Genomic DNA, 15,223 nt, shown 5'->3' with positions numbered 1-15,223 from the left:
CTCACAGTGACGCGAAGTGGCAATGACGCGACCTTGGAGCGATCGTGAGCGAGACCTTTGACGTAGTCATCCTCGGCGGCGGCAGCGGTGGTTATGCCACCGCGCTGCGTGCGGCGCAGCTGGGTCTGTCCGTCGCGCTGGTCGAGAAGGACAAGCTGGGCGGCACCTGCCTGCACCGGGGCTGCATCCCGACCAAGGCGCTGCTGCACGCCGGCGAGGTCGCCGACCAGACCCGCGAGGCGGCGCACATCGGCATCAAGGCCGAGCTGATCCAGATCGACATGGCGGGCGTGAACTCGTACAAGGACGGCGTGGTCGCCGGCCTGTACAAGGGCCTGCAGGGTCTGATCAAGGCCGCCAAGATCACCTACATCGAGGGCAAGGGCGCACTGGTCGCCCCGAACGCCGTCGAGGTGAACGGGCAGCGGGTCACCGGCCGCAACATCGTGCTGGCCACCGGGTCGTACTCGAAGAGCCTGCCCGGCCTGGAGCTGGACGGCGAGCGGGTCATCGCCAGCGAGCACGCGCTGACCCTGGACCGGGTGCCCGCCTCCGCGATCGTGCTGGGCGGCGGCGTGATCGGCGTCGAGTTCGCCAGCGCGTGGAAGTCGCTGGGCGCCGACGTGACCATCGTCGAGGCGCTGCCCCGCCTGGTCGCGGCCGAGGACCCGGACATCTCCAAGCAGCTGGAGCGCACCTTCCGCAAGCGCGGCATCGGCTTCAAGGTCGGCAAGCCGTTCGAGAAGGTCGAGAAGACCGAGGGCGGCGTCAAGGTCACCATCGCCGGCGGCGAGACCCTGGAGGCCGAGCTGCTGCTGGTCGCCGTGGGCCGCGGCCCGGCCACCGCCAACTGCGGCTTCGAGGCCCAGGGCGTGACCATGGAGCGCGGTTTCGTGATCACCGACGAGCGCCTGCGCACCAACCTGCCCAACGTGTACGCCGTCGGCGACATCGTGCCCGGCCTGCAGCTGGCGCACCGCGGCTTCGCGCAGGGCATCTTCGTCGCGGAGACGATCGCCGGGCAGAACCCGGCCCCGATCGTCGAGTCCGGCATCCCGCGGGTCACCTACACCGACCCCGAGATCGCGTCGGTCGGCGTCACCGAGGCCCAGGCCAAGGAGAAGTTCGGCGCGGACAACATCGAGACGTACAACTACAACCTCGGCGGCAACGGCAAGAGCAAGATCCTGGGCACCCAGGGCTTCGTGAAGCTGGTCCGCCAGAAGGACGGCCCGGTCGTGGGCATCCACATGATCGGCGCCCGGATCGGCGAGCAGGTCGGCGAGGCCTCGCTCATCGTCAACTGGGAGGCGTTCCCGGCCGAGGTCGCGGCGCTCATCCACGCCCACCCGACGCAGAACGAGGCGCTCGGCGAGGCGCACCTGGCGCTGGCCGGCAAGCCCCTGCACGCGCACAACTGAGCGAATAAGCTCACCTCGTCCTTTTATCACTGCGGATCTGCACTTAACTGAGGAGTCTGAAGCAATGCCGGTATCGGTAACCATGCCGCGGCTCGGCGAGAGTGTCACCGAGGGCACCGTCACCCGGTGGCTCAAGCAGGAGGGTGACCGGGTAGAGGTCGACGAGCCGCTGCTCGAGGTCTCCACCGACAAGGTCGACACGGAGATCCCGTCCCCGGCGGCCGGCATTCTCAGCAAGATCATCGTCGGTGAGGACGAGACCGCTGAGGTAGGCGCGGAGCTCGCCGTCATCGCGGGCGAGGGCGAGAGCCCGGCCGCAGCCGCGCCGGCCCCTGCCGCGGCGCCCGCCGCCGAGGCCCCCGCACCGGCCGCACCGGTTCAGGAGGCGGCACCGGCGCCGGCTCCGGCCGCCGCACCCGCCCAGGCCGCGGCTCCCGCCGGGGACGCCACCCCGGTGAAGATGCCCGCGCTCGGCGAGAGCGTCACCGAGGGCACCGTCACCCGCTGGCTGAAGGCGGTCGGTGAGTCGATCGAGGTCGACGAGCCGCTGCTGGAGGTCTCCACGGACAAGGTCGACACGGAGATCCCGTCCCCGGTCGCCGGCGTCCTGCTGGAGATCACCGTCCCCGAGGACGAGACCGCCGCCGTCGGCGCGCAGCTCGCGCTGATCGGCGCGGCCGGCGGCGCTCCGGCTGCCGCCGCCCCGGCTGCTCCGGCTCCCGCGCCGGCAGCCCCCGCGGCTCCCGCTCCGGCACCGGCCGTACCCGCGGCTCCGGCCCCGGCACCGGTGGCCGCCGCACCTGCTCCGGCCCCGGTGGCCCCGGCCGCTCCGGCTCCCGTCGCGGCCGCCGCTCCGGCGGCTCCGGCCGCCGAGTCGGTCAACGGCGCGGACGGCTACGTCACCCCGCTGGTGCGCAAGCTCGCCGCCGAGCACGGCGTCGACCTGGGCAAGGTCAGCGGCACCGGCGTCGGCGGTCGCATCCGCAAGCAGGACGTGCTGGACGCGGCCGAGAAGGCCAAGGCTCCGGCCGCCGCCCCCGCGGCCGCCGCACCCGCCACGGCCGCCCCGGCTCCGGCCGCCAAGGCCGCGCCGAGCCCGCTGCGCGGCCGCACCGAAAAGCTGTCCCGGCTGCGTACCACCATCGCCAAGCGCATGGTGGAGTCGCTGCAGGTCTCGGCGCAGCTCACCACCGTGGTCGAGGTCGACGTCACCAAGATCGCGAAGCTGCGCCAGCAGGCCAAGGCCGACTTCCTCGCCAAGAACGGCGTGAAGCTGTCCTTCCTGCCGTTCTTCGCGCTGGCGGCGGTCGAGGCGCTGCGGGTGCACCCGAACGTGAACGCGTCGATGGACCTGGAGGCCGGCACGGTCACCTACCACGACGCGGAGCACCTGGGCATGGCCGTGGACACCGACAAGGGGCTCATCGTCCCGGTGATCCGCAACGCCGGCGACCTCAACCTGGCGGGCCTGGCCCGCCGGATCGCCGACGTGGCCGAGCGCACCCGCTCCAACAAGATCCTGCCGGACGAGCTGTCGGGCGGCACCTTCACGCTGACCAACACCGGCAGCCGGGGCGCCCTGTTCGACACGCCGATCATCAACCAGCCGCAGGTCGCCATCCTCGGCACCGGCGCGGTCGTCAAGCGGGCCGTGGTCGTCGACGACCCGGCGCTGGGCGAGCTGATCGTGCCGCGGTACATGGTCTACCTGGCCCTGTCCTACGACCACCGCCTGGTCGACGGCTCCGACGCCGCGCGCTTCCTGGGCACGGTCAAGGAGCGCCTGGAGACGGGTGCCTTCGAGGGCGAACTGGGTCTGTGACCCGGGTTTGACTAGCAGAGGGGCGGTCGGCGTGAGCCGGCCGCCCCTCTCGTTTGCGACGAGCCCGTGCTGGACGGGATCGCTACTGTGGCGGGGTGCCCGTCGTCGTCACCCGTGACCTGTCGGTGGAGCTCGGTGGCGGCACCGTGCTGGACCGCGTGAACCTCACCGCCGACCCCGGCCAGATCGTGGCCGTGCAGGGGGTGAACGGCTGCGGCAAGTCCACCCTGCTGCGCTGCCTGAGCGGCCTGCTCCGGCCCGGCGGTGGTGAGGTGGAGGTGCTGGGTGCGGCCCCGGCCGCCGATCCCGCGTTCTGGCGGGAGGTCGGCCTGCTGGCCGAGGAGCCCGCCTGGTATCCCGGCCTGACCGTGCGCGAGCACCTCGAACTGGTCGCGCTGACCCACGGCGGGGCCGCTCCGGTCGACCGCACGCTCGACGACTTCGAGCTGACCTCGCGCGCCGACGCGAGCCCGCTGACACTCTCGTCCGGGCAACGGCAGCGGCTTGCCCTCGCCGCGACGATGGCCCGGCCCAGCCGCCTGCTCCTGCTCGACGAGCCCGAGCAGAAGCTCGACGCCGGGTTCCGCGACCGCCTGGCAAGGATGATCCGGGCGTACGCCGACGCCGGTGGCACGGTCGTGCTGGCCACCCACGACGCCGCGCTGGTCGACGCGATGGACGCGACCAGCCTGCGCATGCGCGACGGCCGGCTCACCCAGCCCGGCCCGGTGGCCGCGTGACCGACGGCGCCACGGCCCGCGCCGCCCGGGCCGCGATCCGCTCCCCCGGCCGGCGGCCCGCCGAGCTGCACTGGTCCGATCGGTACCTGCCCTTCGCCGGCGTCGGCGTCGGCGGCGCACTGCTGTTCGGCCCGTTCCAGGGCCTGCTGAGCGACCTGTCGACACCGCTCCCGCCCACCGCGCCGGCGACCGCCCTGGTCGGCGTCGCGCTCGCGGTGGCGGCCCTGGCCGCGCTGGTGCAGGTCGCCGCGGTGGCGGGACCGGTGCTGCTCACTCCCGGGGACGCGCGCTGGCTGCTGATGTCGCCGCTGGACCGGCGCGCGGTGCTCGCGCCCGCCACGCTGCGTGCCGCCGGGGCGGCGGTGGTCGTCGGCGTGGTGCTCGGCGGCATGACGCTGTCGCTGCTCGGCTTCCCGGATCACGGTGCGCTGCGGCTGGCCGCGGCCGTCGTGTGCGGCGGCTCGTACGCGCTGACCGGCGTGGGCTTTGCGGCACTGGTGCAGCGGTCCGCGCGGTCCGCGCCGTGGTTGCGCCGGATCGCGGGCGGTACTGTGGCGCTCGCCCTGCTCACCGGCGCGACGGTGGCCGCGGCCGGCAGCGCGGTGCGTCCGCCGGCTGCAGTCCCCTTGTCGGCGGCGCTCGCCGCGGCCGGTGCCGGTGTGCTCTGCGCGCTGGTGACGGCTGCCGCGGTATGGCGCAGCCTCGCGACGTTCCCCGCCGGTCCGGTGCTGGAGGCCGCGACCCGGCTGAGCGCCGCGGGCGACGCGGTCGTCGCGCTGGAGCCGTCGTTCCTGTCCCGGGTGGCGGAGAACGCGTACTGGCGCGAGCGCCGGCCCCCGTCGCGGCCGTGGCCTGCCTGGCCCGGCCCGCTCGTGCTCGCCTGGCTGGACTGGCGCGGGCTGCGCCGCCGGCCGGGCCGCCTGGCCGCCCTTGCGCTGAGCACGCTGGTGCCCGTCCTGCTGGCGACGGTGTGGCCGGACCGCCCGCTGCTGTCCGCCGCTGCGGTGTTCGTCCTCGGCCTGGCCGCGGCGAGCGCGGGCACGGGCGGCGTACGCCGGGAGACCGGCAGTCCCGCCCTGCGCCGCCTGTTCGGCGTCGCCGGCCTGCCTGCGGAGGCGGCACGGCTGGTGCTGCCCGCCGTGCTGGCCGGGGCGTGGCTCGCCGCCGCGCTGGGCCTGCTGGAGCTGGCCGGGGCACTGCCGGGCGGGGGTTGGTGCTGGCTCGGCCCGGCCGCGGCCGGGGTGCCGGCCCTCGCCGCGTTGCGGATGGCGCGCCGCGGCCACATCGACCACGCCTCCACGCCCGTGGTGATGCCGATGGTCGGCTCCCGCATCCCGCTCGGCTGGCTGACCTGGAGCCTGTCCGGACTGGACGTGGCCGTGCCGGGCCTGCTCCCCCTGCTCCTGGCGCTGACCACCCCCGACCCCGCCCCCGCCCTGGCGGCATCGATCCAAGCGGCACTCTCCGCCCTCCTCCTCACCGCCCACCTGTACCGTCGCCGCCGCACCTGACAGTTCCGGCTGCCGGGGCGAACCACAGACCGTCAAGGTCTGCTGGTCCGGTCGCGCGCACGGGGCAGCGAGAGCGGCCCGCTCGGGGCAGAATGCGCCGGTGCCGAGACGATCTGACCTGACGCCGGGAACGGCCTGCGGGGCGTGCGGGCAGCCGCTGGTGTCCGAACACGACGCGATGCCGTGGTGCGAGTCGTGCGAGTGGAACCTCGACGTGTTCGACCCTCGCCGTCGTGGCCCGGGCTGGCGCTGGATCGACCGGCTCACCTTCGACTGGGCGCTGCGCCGGTCGATGCGCGACTTCGCCGTCTGGGCGCGGGACGGGGTGCACCGCCCGCGCCGCGCGACCTGGCTGGCGTTGCAGGCGGTGTCGGCCGCCCTGCTGGCGGGCTGGGCGCTGCTGCTGTTCACCGGTGTCCGGCTGGTGCTGACCGAGGTCAACGGCTGGCTGATGATCGGCGTGCTGTGCCTGGCGCTGTCGTACGGCCTGCGCCCGCGCTTCCGGGGTGCTGGAACCGCTGGGCCGGTCGGCCCGGATGGGCGCGGGCCCGGCGGTGTGGCTGTCGAGCGCCGAGCACCTACGGGAGCAGGCCGCACCGCGGCGCGGACGGCTGCGCCAGCTGTCGGTGCGCGAGGAGGCCTCGCTGTTCGCCTCGCACCCGCCGAGCGGCCTGCGGGCACGGATGCTCGAGGCGCACCGGGCCGACCACCGCAGGCCGCGCTCGTCGAGCTGACCGCCGAACAGAACGCCCGCATGGACGCGGAGCTGGCGAGCCGCTTCGAGGAACTGCGTCAGGCGGTGTCGGCACGCTGAGCCCGCGCCGCGATCGGGCATGATTGTCGTATGCGGATCGTCGTGGCCGGAGCCTCGGGCTTCCTGGGCCAACCCCTGGTGTCGACCCTGCGCTCATCGGGTCACGAGGTCGTCCAGCTGGTACGCCGTCCCGCGGCGGACGCCTCGGAGCGGCAGTGGGACCCGGCCGAGCCGATCCGGCTGCCCGAGGGCACCGACGCGGTGGTGAACCTGTGCGGGGTCGGCGTGAGCGACCGCCGCTGGACCGACGAATACCAGGCGCTGATCCTGTCCAGCCGGGTGGTGCCGACCGCGACGCTGGCTCGCGCGGTCGCCGCACAGCGCGTTCCGATCCTGGTCAACGCCTCCGGGGTGGGCTACTACGGCGACACCGGCGACCGCGAGGTGACCGAGCTGTCCCCGTCCGGGGACGACTTCCTGGCCGGGATCTCCCGGCACTGGGAGCACGCGACCTCGCCCGCCGCGGCCGCAGGGGCCCGGGTGTCGCTGCTGCGCACCGGCTACCCGCTGCACCGCGACGGCGGCTTCCTCAAGGCGCAGCTGGTGCCGTTCAAGATGGGCATCGGCGGCCGGCTGGGCAACGGACGGCAGTGGGTGCCGTGGATCTCGCTGTTCGACTGGCTGGCCGCGACGCAGTTCATCCTGGACAACGACCAGGTCGAGGGCCCGGTGAACATGGTCGGCCCCGCACCGGTGACCAACGCCCAGTTCACCAAGGCGTTCGGCGCCGAGCTGCACCGGCCCACGGTGATGCCGATCCCCAAGGCCGCCCTCAAGATCCTCTACGGCGAGTTCGGCAACGAGGCATACCGCAGCCTGCGCGCCATGCCCGGCGCCCTGACCGCGGCCGGCTTCCCGTTCCGCCACCGCACCGTCACCCAGGCCCTGCACGCCGCCCTCACCGACCCCATCCCGGCGTAGCCAGGCAGCGCTTTACATAAACGTTGGCCTATCCGGATGAGAACGATCGCGAAAAACTCACCTGGATAGGCCAACGTCTATTGGAGACGGGCGGGGGACGCTCAGGACGTCAGCACTGGCCGTCGGCTATGACGTAGTAGTTGGGGGCGGTCTGCTTGAGGGTGTGGGTGTAGAAGGTGTTGTAGAGGCCCATGTTCTGGTTCGAGCCGTTGGCGTAGGTGTAGCCGAGCGAGTGGTATGCCCGACCCGCCGCGACCTGGGCGTAGTTGCTGGCGGTGAAGCAGGCCGCGGTGGCGGCCGTGGTCGCGGGGACGGCCGCCGACTGGCCGCCTTCGACGCCGGCGGAGTTCACCGCGCTGACCGTGTAGCTGTAGGTCGTGGACGCGGCCAGGCCGGTGTTGGTGTACGCGGTCGCGGTGACCGGGGACGCGGTGACCTTCGCGCCGCCGCGGTACACGTGGTAGCCGGTCGCGCCGGAGACCGCCGTCCAGGACAGCGACACGCTGGTGTCGCTGACCGAGGTGACGGCCAGCCCGGTGGGGGCGGCGGGGCCGGGCGGCGGGGTGGCCGAGGTCGTCGCCGAGACCGCACCGGACGCGGGGCCCTCCCCGGCCGCGTTGACGGCGCGGACCGTGTAGCTGTACGTCGTCGACGCGGTCAGACCGGTGTCGGTGTAGGACGTCCCGGTCACCGGGGACGCGGTCACCTTCGTGCCGCCGCGGTAGACGTTATAGCCGGTCGCACCGGAGACCGCCGCCCAGGACAGGCCGACGCTGACGTTCGTGGTGCCGGTGACGGCCAGCCCGGTGGGCGCACCCGGTGGCGTGGTCGCGGTGTTGTCGAGGCCGAAGTACACCGCGTCGCGGTACGCCGAGCAGATGGTGTCGAGGAAGTAGGAGGTCGCGGTGCCGCACTGGTCCGGGCCGCTGCCCGGGTCGACCGGGGTCCCGTGGCCCATGCCCGCGACCTTGTAGAGCCGCACCACGTCGCTGCCGTAGGTCTCCAGCGTGGTGCCCGCGGGCAGGCTCGTCGTGCCGGTGGGGGTCTGCGTGGCGCCGTGCACGTTGGTCCACTGGGTCATCAGTTCGGTGCCGTTGGCGGGCACCACCGTCGAGTCCGACTGCCCCTGCCAGATCGCCACCCTGGGCCACGGGCCGGCGTAGCCGCTGTAGGCGCTGCGGACCAGGTTGCCCCACTGCTGCGGGGTCTTGCTCTGGGCGGCGGACTGGCAGACGGTGCCGCAGTTGTACGGGATACCCGCGACGACCGAGCCGGCCTTGAACACGTCCGGGTAGGTCGCCAGCATCACCGCGCTCATCGCGCCGCCCGCGGACAGGCCGGAGACGTAGACGCGGCCCGCGTCCGCGCCCAGGTTGGCGACCGCGTGGTCGACCATCTGCTTGACCGACAGCGCCTCGCCGGCTCCCCGCGCGATGTCGCCGGCCTGGAACCAGTTGAAGCAGCTCAGCGAGTTGTTGGCCGACTTCTGCTCGGCCACGATGAGGCTGAAGCCCCACAGGTCGGCGTACTTGCGCCAGCCGGAGTTGGTGAAGTACCCGGTGGCGTTCTGGGTGCAGCCGTGCAGCAGCACCACGACGGGCCGCCCGGCGGGCAGGCTGTCCGGGCGGTAGCTGTACATGGCCAGGTTGCCGGGGTTGCTGCCGAACGAGCTGACCTGCGTCAGCGTCGCGGCCTGGGCGGGGGCCGCGGCGACGGCCACCCCGGCGAGTCCGGTCAGGACGGCGAACGCCGCGCGGAGCAACCGCGGGGCGGTGAGTCTGGGCATGGCGGGCTCCTCGATAGTGATCCGTGTCACTCCCCTGTGGAGCCGCACGCTACGGTCTGCCGCAACACCCTCGACATGTCCACGAAACACACATTGCCGCGCCCCGCTATGGCGTCATCGCGGTCCGGGCCGGCTGACCGGCCGCTCGACACCCGCGCCTCGCCGGGGTGACGGCCGGCCCGCTGGCCACCGCGGTCTGTCGATCGACCAGCCCGGCCGGACGGGGCTCAGGAGCTCGCGAGGGCCGCATCCCGGGCCCTGTCCGGTGCCTGCCCGACCGGCCAGGCCGTCGGCAGCGCCGCCAGTGCCGCGATGAGATCCGAGGTCGCCTCGGGCGAGCCGGCCGCCTCGACCATGCACAGCTGGCGGCGTACCCCCGTGGTGTCGGCGCTGTGCGCCAGCGCGGCGGCGACCTCGCCGGGCGGGCCGACCGGCTGGACGCGCAGCAGGTGATCGACGTGGGCGTCGAGGTCACGGGCCGGGGGCGCGCCGCCGACCGGGACCGCGGCGCGGATGCCGGCGAGCCAGCGCGGCAGGTTCTCGCGCAGCTCGCGCTCGCCGTCGGCCCGGCTCGCGCAGGGGTAGGCCAGCCGGACGCGCGCGTGGTCGGCGGTGGCCGGGTCGTGCCCGTGGGCGTGGGCGGCCTGCGCCCAGCGGTCCACCAGCGCCGCCACCTCGGCGTCGTCGGCGTGCACGCCGAGCAGCAGGGGCAGGCCGTGCCGCCCGGCCAGTTCCGCGGTCTCGCCCGAGGTCACCGCGACCCGCACCGACACCGGCGTCGCGGGTCTCGGCACCACGGTCAGCGGCCCGAAACGGTGGAACTCCCCGCGGGCCTGTGCCTCGGGCGCGCCGGACAGCCAGCGCAGCAGCACCGCCAGCGACTCGGCGAAGCCCCGGCGGTAGTGGTCCAGCCCGCGCCCGAGCACCTCGATCTCCTGCCACGGGCCGCCGCGGGCCACCCCGAGCTGGAACCGGTCGCCGGCCAGCGCGTGCAGCAGTGCCGCCTCCTCGCCGAGCGCGATCGGGTGCCGCGAGCCGAGCACGCACGCCGCGGTGCCGACGGTGATGCGCCGGGTGCCGGCCAGGATGTGCCCGGCGAGCACGGTCGCCGACGGGCACTGCCCGTACTCGACGAAGTGGTGTTCGGCCAGCCATACCCCGCGGATGCCGGCCCGCTCCGCCTCGCGCGCGTGGGCCACCGCCACGGCCGGGCCGAAGGCGCTGGTCAGGAAGATGTCCATGGTGCTCCCGTGTGCGGTCCGGATCCGCCCTGCTCGGCGGTGCTCGTGCGTCGAGAAGGGCGCCTTCTGCCACGCGGAGCGTGTCGAGCTGCTGCTCGGCACGCTCCGCGAGCTGGCGAAGGCGCCCTTCCTTACTTCTCAGCAGTCGCGGAGTTCGGGCGACTGGTTGCGGAGTTGGGCCACCGGGGAGATGAACTCCTGGTAGGTGTCGCCGCCGACGGCGGACAGGGCGAACGCGGCGACGCGGTGGCAGTTCTGGAAGGCGAGCTTGATGCCGAAGTGGCGCTCCAGGCCACCGCGGATCGCGTCGCTGGCCAGCGCGCGCAGCAGCTCGCCGCGCTCGGCCTCGCTCGGCGGCGGCGTGCCGTGCTCGCCGAACTCCGCGCCGGGCGCGTCTGCCAGCCGCTCGGCCGCGGCGCTGACCACGGTCCAGGCGTACGGCAGCGACTGGCGCACGCAGTCGACGAACTCGGCGTCGTCGACCTGCCCGGCCTCGGCGCGCTCCAGCAGCGCCACGGGGACGTCAAGGGACATGGTTGTTCTCCTTCTCGGTGGGGACGGCGGTCGCCGTCAGTGGTGTCGGGCCAGCTCGAGCCGCTGCGGCCCGAGCACGAAAGCGGGGTCGACCTGGGCGGCGAGGTCCTCACCGCTGCGGGCGTTGCCCCAGGCCTGCGCATTGCGCAGGTGGAACTCGACGGCCTGCGCGGTGTAGCGCGGCCAGTCCTTGACGACGCCGTCGACCGTGGTGCGGATCATGTTCAGCGCGGCGCGGTTGGCCGCCTCCAGCTCGCTGATCGGCTGCGGTGCGCCGCGCTCGGCGGCGCGCACGAAGCCGGACCGGCTGATCCAGGTGAGCAGGTCGTCGCCGACGTGCTCGCGCAGGAACGCCACGTCCGACTCGTCGTCGATCTTGTTGCCGATCACGTGCACCCGCACCCCGAAGTCGCGGGCGTAGCCGATGTACTGCCGGTACACCCCGACGCTGCGCAGGGTCGGCTCGCACACCAGGAAGGTCGCGTCGAACCGGGTGAACAGGCCGGAGGCGAAGCTGTCCGCGCCCGCCGTCATGTCCACCACGACGTACTCCCCCGGCCCGTCGACCAGGTGGTTGAGCAGCAGCTCGACCGCGCCGACCTTGGAGTGGTAGCAGGCCACGCCCAGGTCCTCGGTGGCGAACGGCCCGGTCACCGCCAGCCGCACCCCGCCCACCCGGCGCACCAGCGCGTCGTAGATCGGGTTGGGCTCGTCGACCCGCAGCAGGCGGGAGCCCTGACCGGGTGGCGTGGTCTTGACCATCGCGGCGGCCGAGGAGATCCGCGGATTCTCGCCCCGCAGGTAGTCCTTGATCTTGTCTAGGTGGTCGCCCAGCGACGGGAGCAGGACGGCCTCGTCCTCGCTGATCCCGAGCGCGGCGGCCAGGTGCTGGTTGATGTCCGCGTCGATGGCCAGCAGGGCCGCGGGTGTCGCCGCCGCCGCGAGATGCCTGGCCACCAGCGCCGCGAGGGTGGTCTTACCACTGCCGCCCTTGCCGACGAATGCCATCTTCATAACTGCTATTGATAGTCATTTTCAATAGGCCGGTCAATCACCCCGCGTATCCCCGCGCGTGTCGCACTGTCACGGGTGTGACGCCGTCCGGCGGAGCATGGGTCGGAAACGTCGCGCTGATAAACTGCGCCGAGTGTCGATCGCCTCGCCCAGAAGCCCGCTGAGCCCGCCCGCCGACGTCGCGGAGACGGCCGGCGCGGTCCCCGCCGAGGCCGCCGTCAAGACCCGCCGCCGCCGCGCCGATCTGCTGGTCGCGGCCACCGCCCTGGTCATGGCGGTATGGGTCACCGGCGCGCTCTGGTCGGACCCGGCGCACCGCGCCAGCGGCGTCAACTCCGGTGACCAGGCGTTCTTCGAGTGGCTGCTGTCATACGGGGCCTACGCGCTCACGCACGGCGTCGACCCGCTCTTCACCCACCTGCTCAACGTGCCGGACGGGGTGAACCTGGCCGTCAACACCTCGATCTCGGTGTACGCCTTCGTCTTCGCCCCGCTGACCATCCTGGCCGGCCCGGCGATCACCTTCCTGGTCATCCTCACCCTGAACCTGGCCGGCACCGCGTACGCCTGGTACTGGCTGTTCTCCCGGCACCTGGGCGCGAACCGGATCGGGGCGGCGGTCGGCGGCCTGTTCTGCGGCTTCGCCCCGGCGATGATCTCCCACGCGAACGCCCACCTGAACTGGACCGCGCAGTGGGTGATCCCGCTGATCATCGCGCAGTGCCTGCTGCTGGTGCGCCGCGACCGGCCGGTGCGCGACGGCGCGCTGCTGGGCCTGCTGATCGCGGTCTGCTTCTCGATCGCCGCCGAGGCGCTGTTCTTCACCGCCCTGGCGCTCGGCGTCTTCACGCTGGTCTGGGTGCTGTCCCGGCGCGCCGAGGTGAAGGCGCTGGTGCGCCCGGTGCTGACCGGGCTGGGCAGCGGCGCGCTCGTGGCGGGCGTGCTGCTGGCATACCCGCTGTGGCTGCACTTCGCCGGGCCGCAGCGCTACCACGGCACCGGCTTCGACCCGCACGTGCACAACGAGGACCTCGCCGCGTACGCCGCCTGGCCGGAACGCTCGCTGGCCGGGGCGGTCGGCCTCAACACCGACCTGGCCGCGAACCCGACCGAGGAGAACTCGTTCTTCGGCCTGCCGCTGCTGCTGCTGGTGATCATCGGCCTGGTGGTGCTGTGGCGGCGCACCGACCGGGGGCACCGGGTCAACCTGCTCGGCCTGGGCGTCACCGCGGGCGTGTTCTTCCTGCTCTCGCTCGGCCCGGAGCTGCGCTGGCTGGGCCGGCTCACCGCGATCCCGATGCCCGAGGCGCTGATCGGCGGGCTGCCGGTGTTCAACGCCGCCCTGCCGTCCCGGCTCGCCCTGATCGTCGCGCCGGTGTTCGGGCTGGTCCTGGCCTGGCTGGCCACCGCGCTGAGCCGCACCGACGGCGGCAGCATGCGGGTGAGCCTGCCCGGCCCCCGCTGGGCCTGGATCGCCGGACTCACCGTGGCGCTGCTGCCGCTGGTGCCGACCCCGCTGCTGGCCCGCGAGCGCGCTCCCGTGCCGGAGTTCTTCACCTCCGGCCAGTGGCGCGAGTACGTCGCCGACGGCGGCACCGTGGTGCCGGTCCCGATCACCAACGACCTGCTCCCCGACGGCCAGCGCTGGCAGGCCGCGGCCCTGGCCGACGCGTCAGGGGCGGGCGAGGGCGTGTTCCGCATCCCCGCGGGCTTCTTCCTCGGCCCCGGCGGCCCGAACGGCACCGGCCGCATCGGCCCGATCCCCCGGCCGACCCAGACGCTGCTGGAGAAGGTGGCCAGGACCGGCGCGGCACCCCAGATCACCGAGGCCGACCGGGCCGCGCTGCGCGCGGACCTGCGCTACTGGAACGCGAGCATCGTCGTGCTCGCCGACGACGTGCTCGGTGCCCACTGGCCGGCCTACCAGCCCGCCCTCAAGACCGTCATGACCGACCTGCTCGGCCCGCCGCAGCGCGTCGCCGACGTCTGGCTCTGGAAAGCCCCCACCACCTGACCTCCCGCCCTCGGGGCGGCGCTTACCAGTGCCAGGCGGTGCGGGTCAGGCGCGGGGCGAGGTGCTCGCGCCAGGCGGCGGCGAGCTGGCCCGCGATACGGCGCACCAGGGGCGTGCCGAGCCAGCCGAGCACCACGGCGCTGTAGGCGACGCTGATCCACTGACCGCCGGTCAGGTGGTCGAACTGCCAGGACACCAGCGGGTACCACAGCGAGCTGTACTCGGGTGAGTACCAGCACAGCGCCTCGACCGACTGCGGGGTGTTGAAGCAGGCGGTCGGCCACAGCTCGTGCCAGAACAGGCTGTTGAGCCCGATCCAGACCGACAGGATCAGCACGGCCAGGGTGATCAGGTTCGCGCCCGGCCCGGCCTGGCGGTGCCCGAGTCGCAGCGCCAGCGCCAGCGCGGCGGGCAGGATGCCGGCCAGGAAGAACCGCGGCCCCCAGGACATCCCGGCGTACCAGGCCCACCAGGGGGCGTACACCAGCACCAGACCGCCGACGAAGATCAGCCAGAGCCGCTGGATCCGGGCCAGGTCGATGCCGGTCGGGCCAAGGTCGGCCAGCGCGCGGCGGGTCGGCAGGAACATGCCGGGCAGGTACCAGACGATGCCGCGGCCGAAGGCGAACATGATCGCCAGCACCCCGAAGAAGAACGGGTACGAGAAGCCCGGCCGCCCGGAGAACGGCATGACGTCCTTCGCGCCGCGGTCGCCGACGTACCCGCCCTTGCGGGCCAGGATCTCCAGCAGCACCAGCGCCGCGGCGACCGCCACCGGCACCAGCAGCCGCAGCCGGCGGTGCCGCCACGTCTCGACCAGGCTGACCAGGCCGAGACCGACCACGGTGGCCGGGGTGTTGACCACGCCGACCACAGCCGCCGCCCAGCCCCAGCCGCGCCGCCGTCCCCGCACCACGACGACGATGCCGACCATCACGCCCATCATGGTGAAGGTCTCGCTGCCGTAGTGGCCGACGTCCGGCGCGAGCATGCTCGCCGCCACGGTGATCAGCATGAACCGGCGGATCAGCACGCCGGGGACCAGCCCGCGCAGCAGCAGCCCGAGCGCGGCCAGCCCGGCCGCGAAGACGACCAGGTTGAAGTACTTGATCCCGGCCTCGGGAGTGGCCACGGCACGGCCCAGCAACCACAGCGGCGCGGAGAACAGCGGGCCCATGACGGAGTACTCGCTGTTGTTGAGGCGGCCCTCGCCGAGCAGCAGGCTCAGGCTGTTGAGCCGGTCCACCCCGTCGGCCACGACCGCGACCTGCTGGCCCCAGACCAGCCGGGCCAGCCCGGCGAGGATGAGCAGCGTCTCGGCGACCGCGGTCCAGCCCGGCCGCCGCGCGGGCGGCTCGGCTGTGGTGGGCGCGGCGGGTTCCATCGTGGTCAGCGACACGGCGCT

The 15,223-nt window shown here is 73.5% G+C and carries 12 protein-coding genes; 7 read left to right on the top strand and 5 right to left on the bottom strand.

The genetic code is table 11. From position 1 onward, the window contains the following. Positions 1-44 precede the first annotated feature (44 nt). The 6 genes from lpdA (at position 45) to F9C41_RS10900 (ending at position 7,229) form a co-directional block, all read left to right on the top strand. On the top strand, positions 45-1,421 hold the full coding sequence (gene lpdA, locus F9C41_RS10925) for a dihydrolipoyl dehydrogenase (protein ID WP_155386581.1): 1,377 nt from the start codon (positions 45-47) through the stop codon (positions 1,419-1,421). Between the two features lie 64 nt (positions 1,422-1,485). After that, complete coding sequence (gene sucB / locus F9C41_RS10920) at positions 1,486-3,243, top strand: 2-oxoglutarate dehydrogenase, E2 component, dihydrolipoamide succinyltransferase (RefSeq protein WP_155386580.1); 1,758 nt, start codon at positions 1,486-1,488, stop codon at positions 3,241-3,243. A 95-nt stretch (positions 3,244-3,338) separates the two neighbouring features. Next, on the top strand, positions 3,339-3,983 hold the full coding sequence (locus F9C41_RS10915) for an ABC transporter ATP-binding protein (RefSeq protein ID WP_155386579.1): 645 nt from the start codon (positions 3,339-3,341) through the stop codon (positions 3,981-3,983). Further along, a complete protein-coding gene (locus tag F9C41_RS10910) occupies positions 3,980-5,494 on the top strand; it encodes a DUF6297 family protein (protein ID WP_155386578.1) in 1,515 nt (504 codons plus the stop codon). The genes F9C41_RS10915 and F9C41_RS10910 overlap by 4 nt, the downstream gene beginning before the upstream one ends. A gap of 100 nt (positions 5,495-5,594) precedes the next feature. Then, entirely contained in the window at positions 5,595-6,308 is a 714-nt protein-coding gene (locus F9C41_RS10905; protein ID WP_155386577.1) for a hypothetical protein, read from the top strand. Between the two features lie 30 nt (positions 6,309-6,338). Next, complete coding sequence (locus F9C41_RS10900; protein WP_155386576.1) at positions 6,339-7,229, top strand: TIGR01777 family oxidoreductase; 891 nt, start codon at positions 6,339-6,341, stop codon at positions 7,227-7,229. Between the two features lie 109 nt (positions 7,230-7,338). Here the strand turns inward: F9C41_RS10900 and F9C41_RS40635 are convergent, their stop codons facing one another. From F9C41_RS40635 to F9C41_RS10875, 4 genes are all read right to left on the bottom strand, one after another. Further along, entirely contained in the window at positions 7,339-9,015 is a 1,677-nt protein-coding gene (locus tag F9C41_RS40635) for an extracellular catalytic domain type 1 short-chain-length polyhydroxyalkanoate depolymerase (protein WP_196279715.1), read from the bottom strand. A gap of 227 nt (positions 9,016-9,242) precedes the next feature. Beyond that, the gene (locus F9C41_RS10885) at positions 9,243-10,256 is read right to left on the bottom strand and encodes an LLM class flavin-dependent oxidoreductase (protein ID WP_155386575.1); all 1,014 of its coding nucleotides are present in this window, start codon (positions 10,254-10,256) and stop codon (positions 9,243-9,245) included. 138 nt (positions 10,257-10,394) lie between these two features. Beyond that, positions 10,395-10,790: an SCO5389 family protein gene (locus F9C41_RS10880; RefSeq protein WP_155386574.1), complete on the bottom strand. Its 396-nt coding sequence runs from the start codon at positions 10,788-10,790 to the stop codon at positions 10,395-10,397. A gap of 36 nt (positions 10,791-10,826) precedes the next feature. Then, positions 10,827-11,804, bottom strand: a complete 978-nt coding sequence (locus F9C41_RS10875) for an ATP-binding protein (protein ID WP_155386573.1) — start codon at positions 11,802-11,804, stop codon at positions 10,827-10,829. Between the two features lie 133 nt (positions 11,805-11,937). Between F9C41_RS10875 and F9C41_RS10870 the strand changes: the two genes are divergently transcribed. After that, entirely contained in the window at positions 11,938-13,818 is a 1,881-nt protein-coding gene (locus tag F9C41_RS10870; RefSeq protein ID WP_407924682.1) for a DUF6541 family protein, read from the top strand. A 22-nt stretch (positions 13,819-13,840) separates the two neighbouring features. On the opposite strand, the gene F9C41_RS10865 is transcribed toward F9C41_RS10870, so the two are convergent. Continuing rightward, positions 13,841-15,217, bottom strand: a complete 1,377-nt coding sequence (locus F9C41_RS10865) for a hypothetical protein (protein ID WP_155386572.1) — start codon at positions 15,215-15,217, stop codon at positions 13,841-13,843. Positions 15,218-15,223 lie beyond the last annotated feature (6 nt).

Source organism: Catellatospora paridis (assembly GCF_009720365.1).
Lineage (GTDB): Bacteria > Actinomycetota > Actinomycetes > Mycobacteriales > Micromonosporaceae > Catellatospora > Catellatospora paridis.
This window is presented reverse-complemented; position numbering and strand designations above follow the sequence as displayed.

Bases quoted from the DNA above. Each gene is read 5' to 3' on its own strand.
- F9C41_RS10875 (WP_155386573.1), bottom strand. From the start codon at position 11,804: ATGAAGATGGCATTCGTCGGCAAGGGCGGCAGTGGTAAGACCACCCTC.
- F9C41_RS10885 (WP_155386575.1), bottom strand. From the start codon at position 10,256: ATGGACATCTTCCTGACCAGCGCCTTCGGCCCGGCCGTGGCGGTGGCC.
- F9C41_RS10900 (WP_155386576.1), top strand. From the start codon at position 6,339: ATGCGGATCGTCGTGGCCGGAGCCTCGGGCTTCCTGGGCCAACCCCTG.
- F9C41_RS10880 (WP_155386574.1), bottom strand. From the start codon at position 10,790: ATGTCCCTTGACGTCCCCGTGGCGCTGCTGGAGCGCGCCGAGGCCGGG.
- sucB (WP_155386580.1), top strand. From the start codon at position 1,486: ATGCCGGTATCGGTAACCATGCCGCGGCTCGGCGAGAGTGTCACCGAG.
- F9C41_RS40635 (WP_196279715.1), bottom strand. From the start codon at position 9,015: ATGCCCAGACTCACCGCCCCGCGGTTGCTCCGCGCGGCGTTCGCCGTC.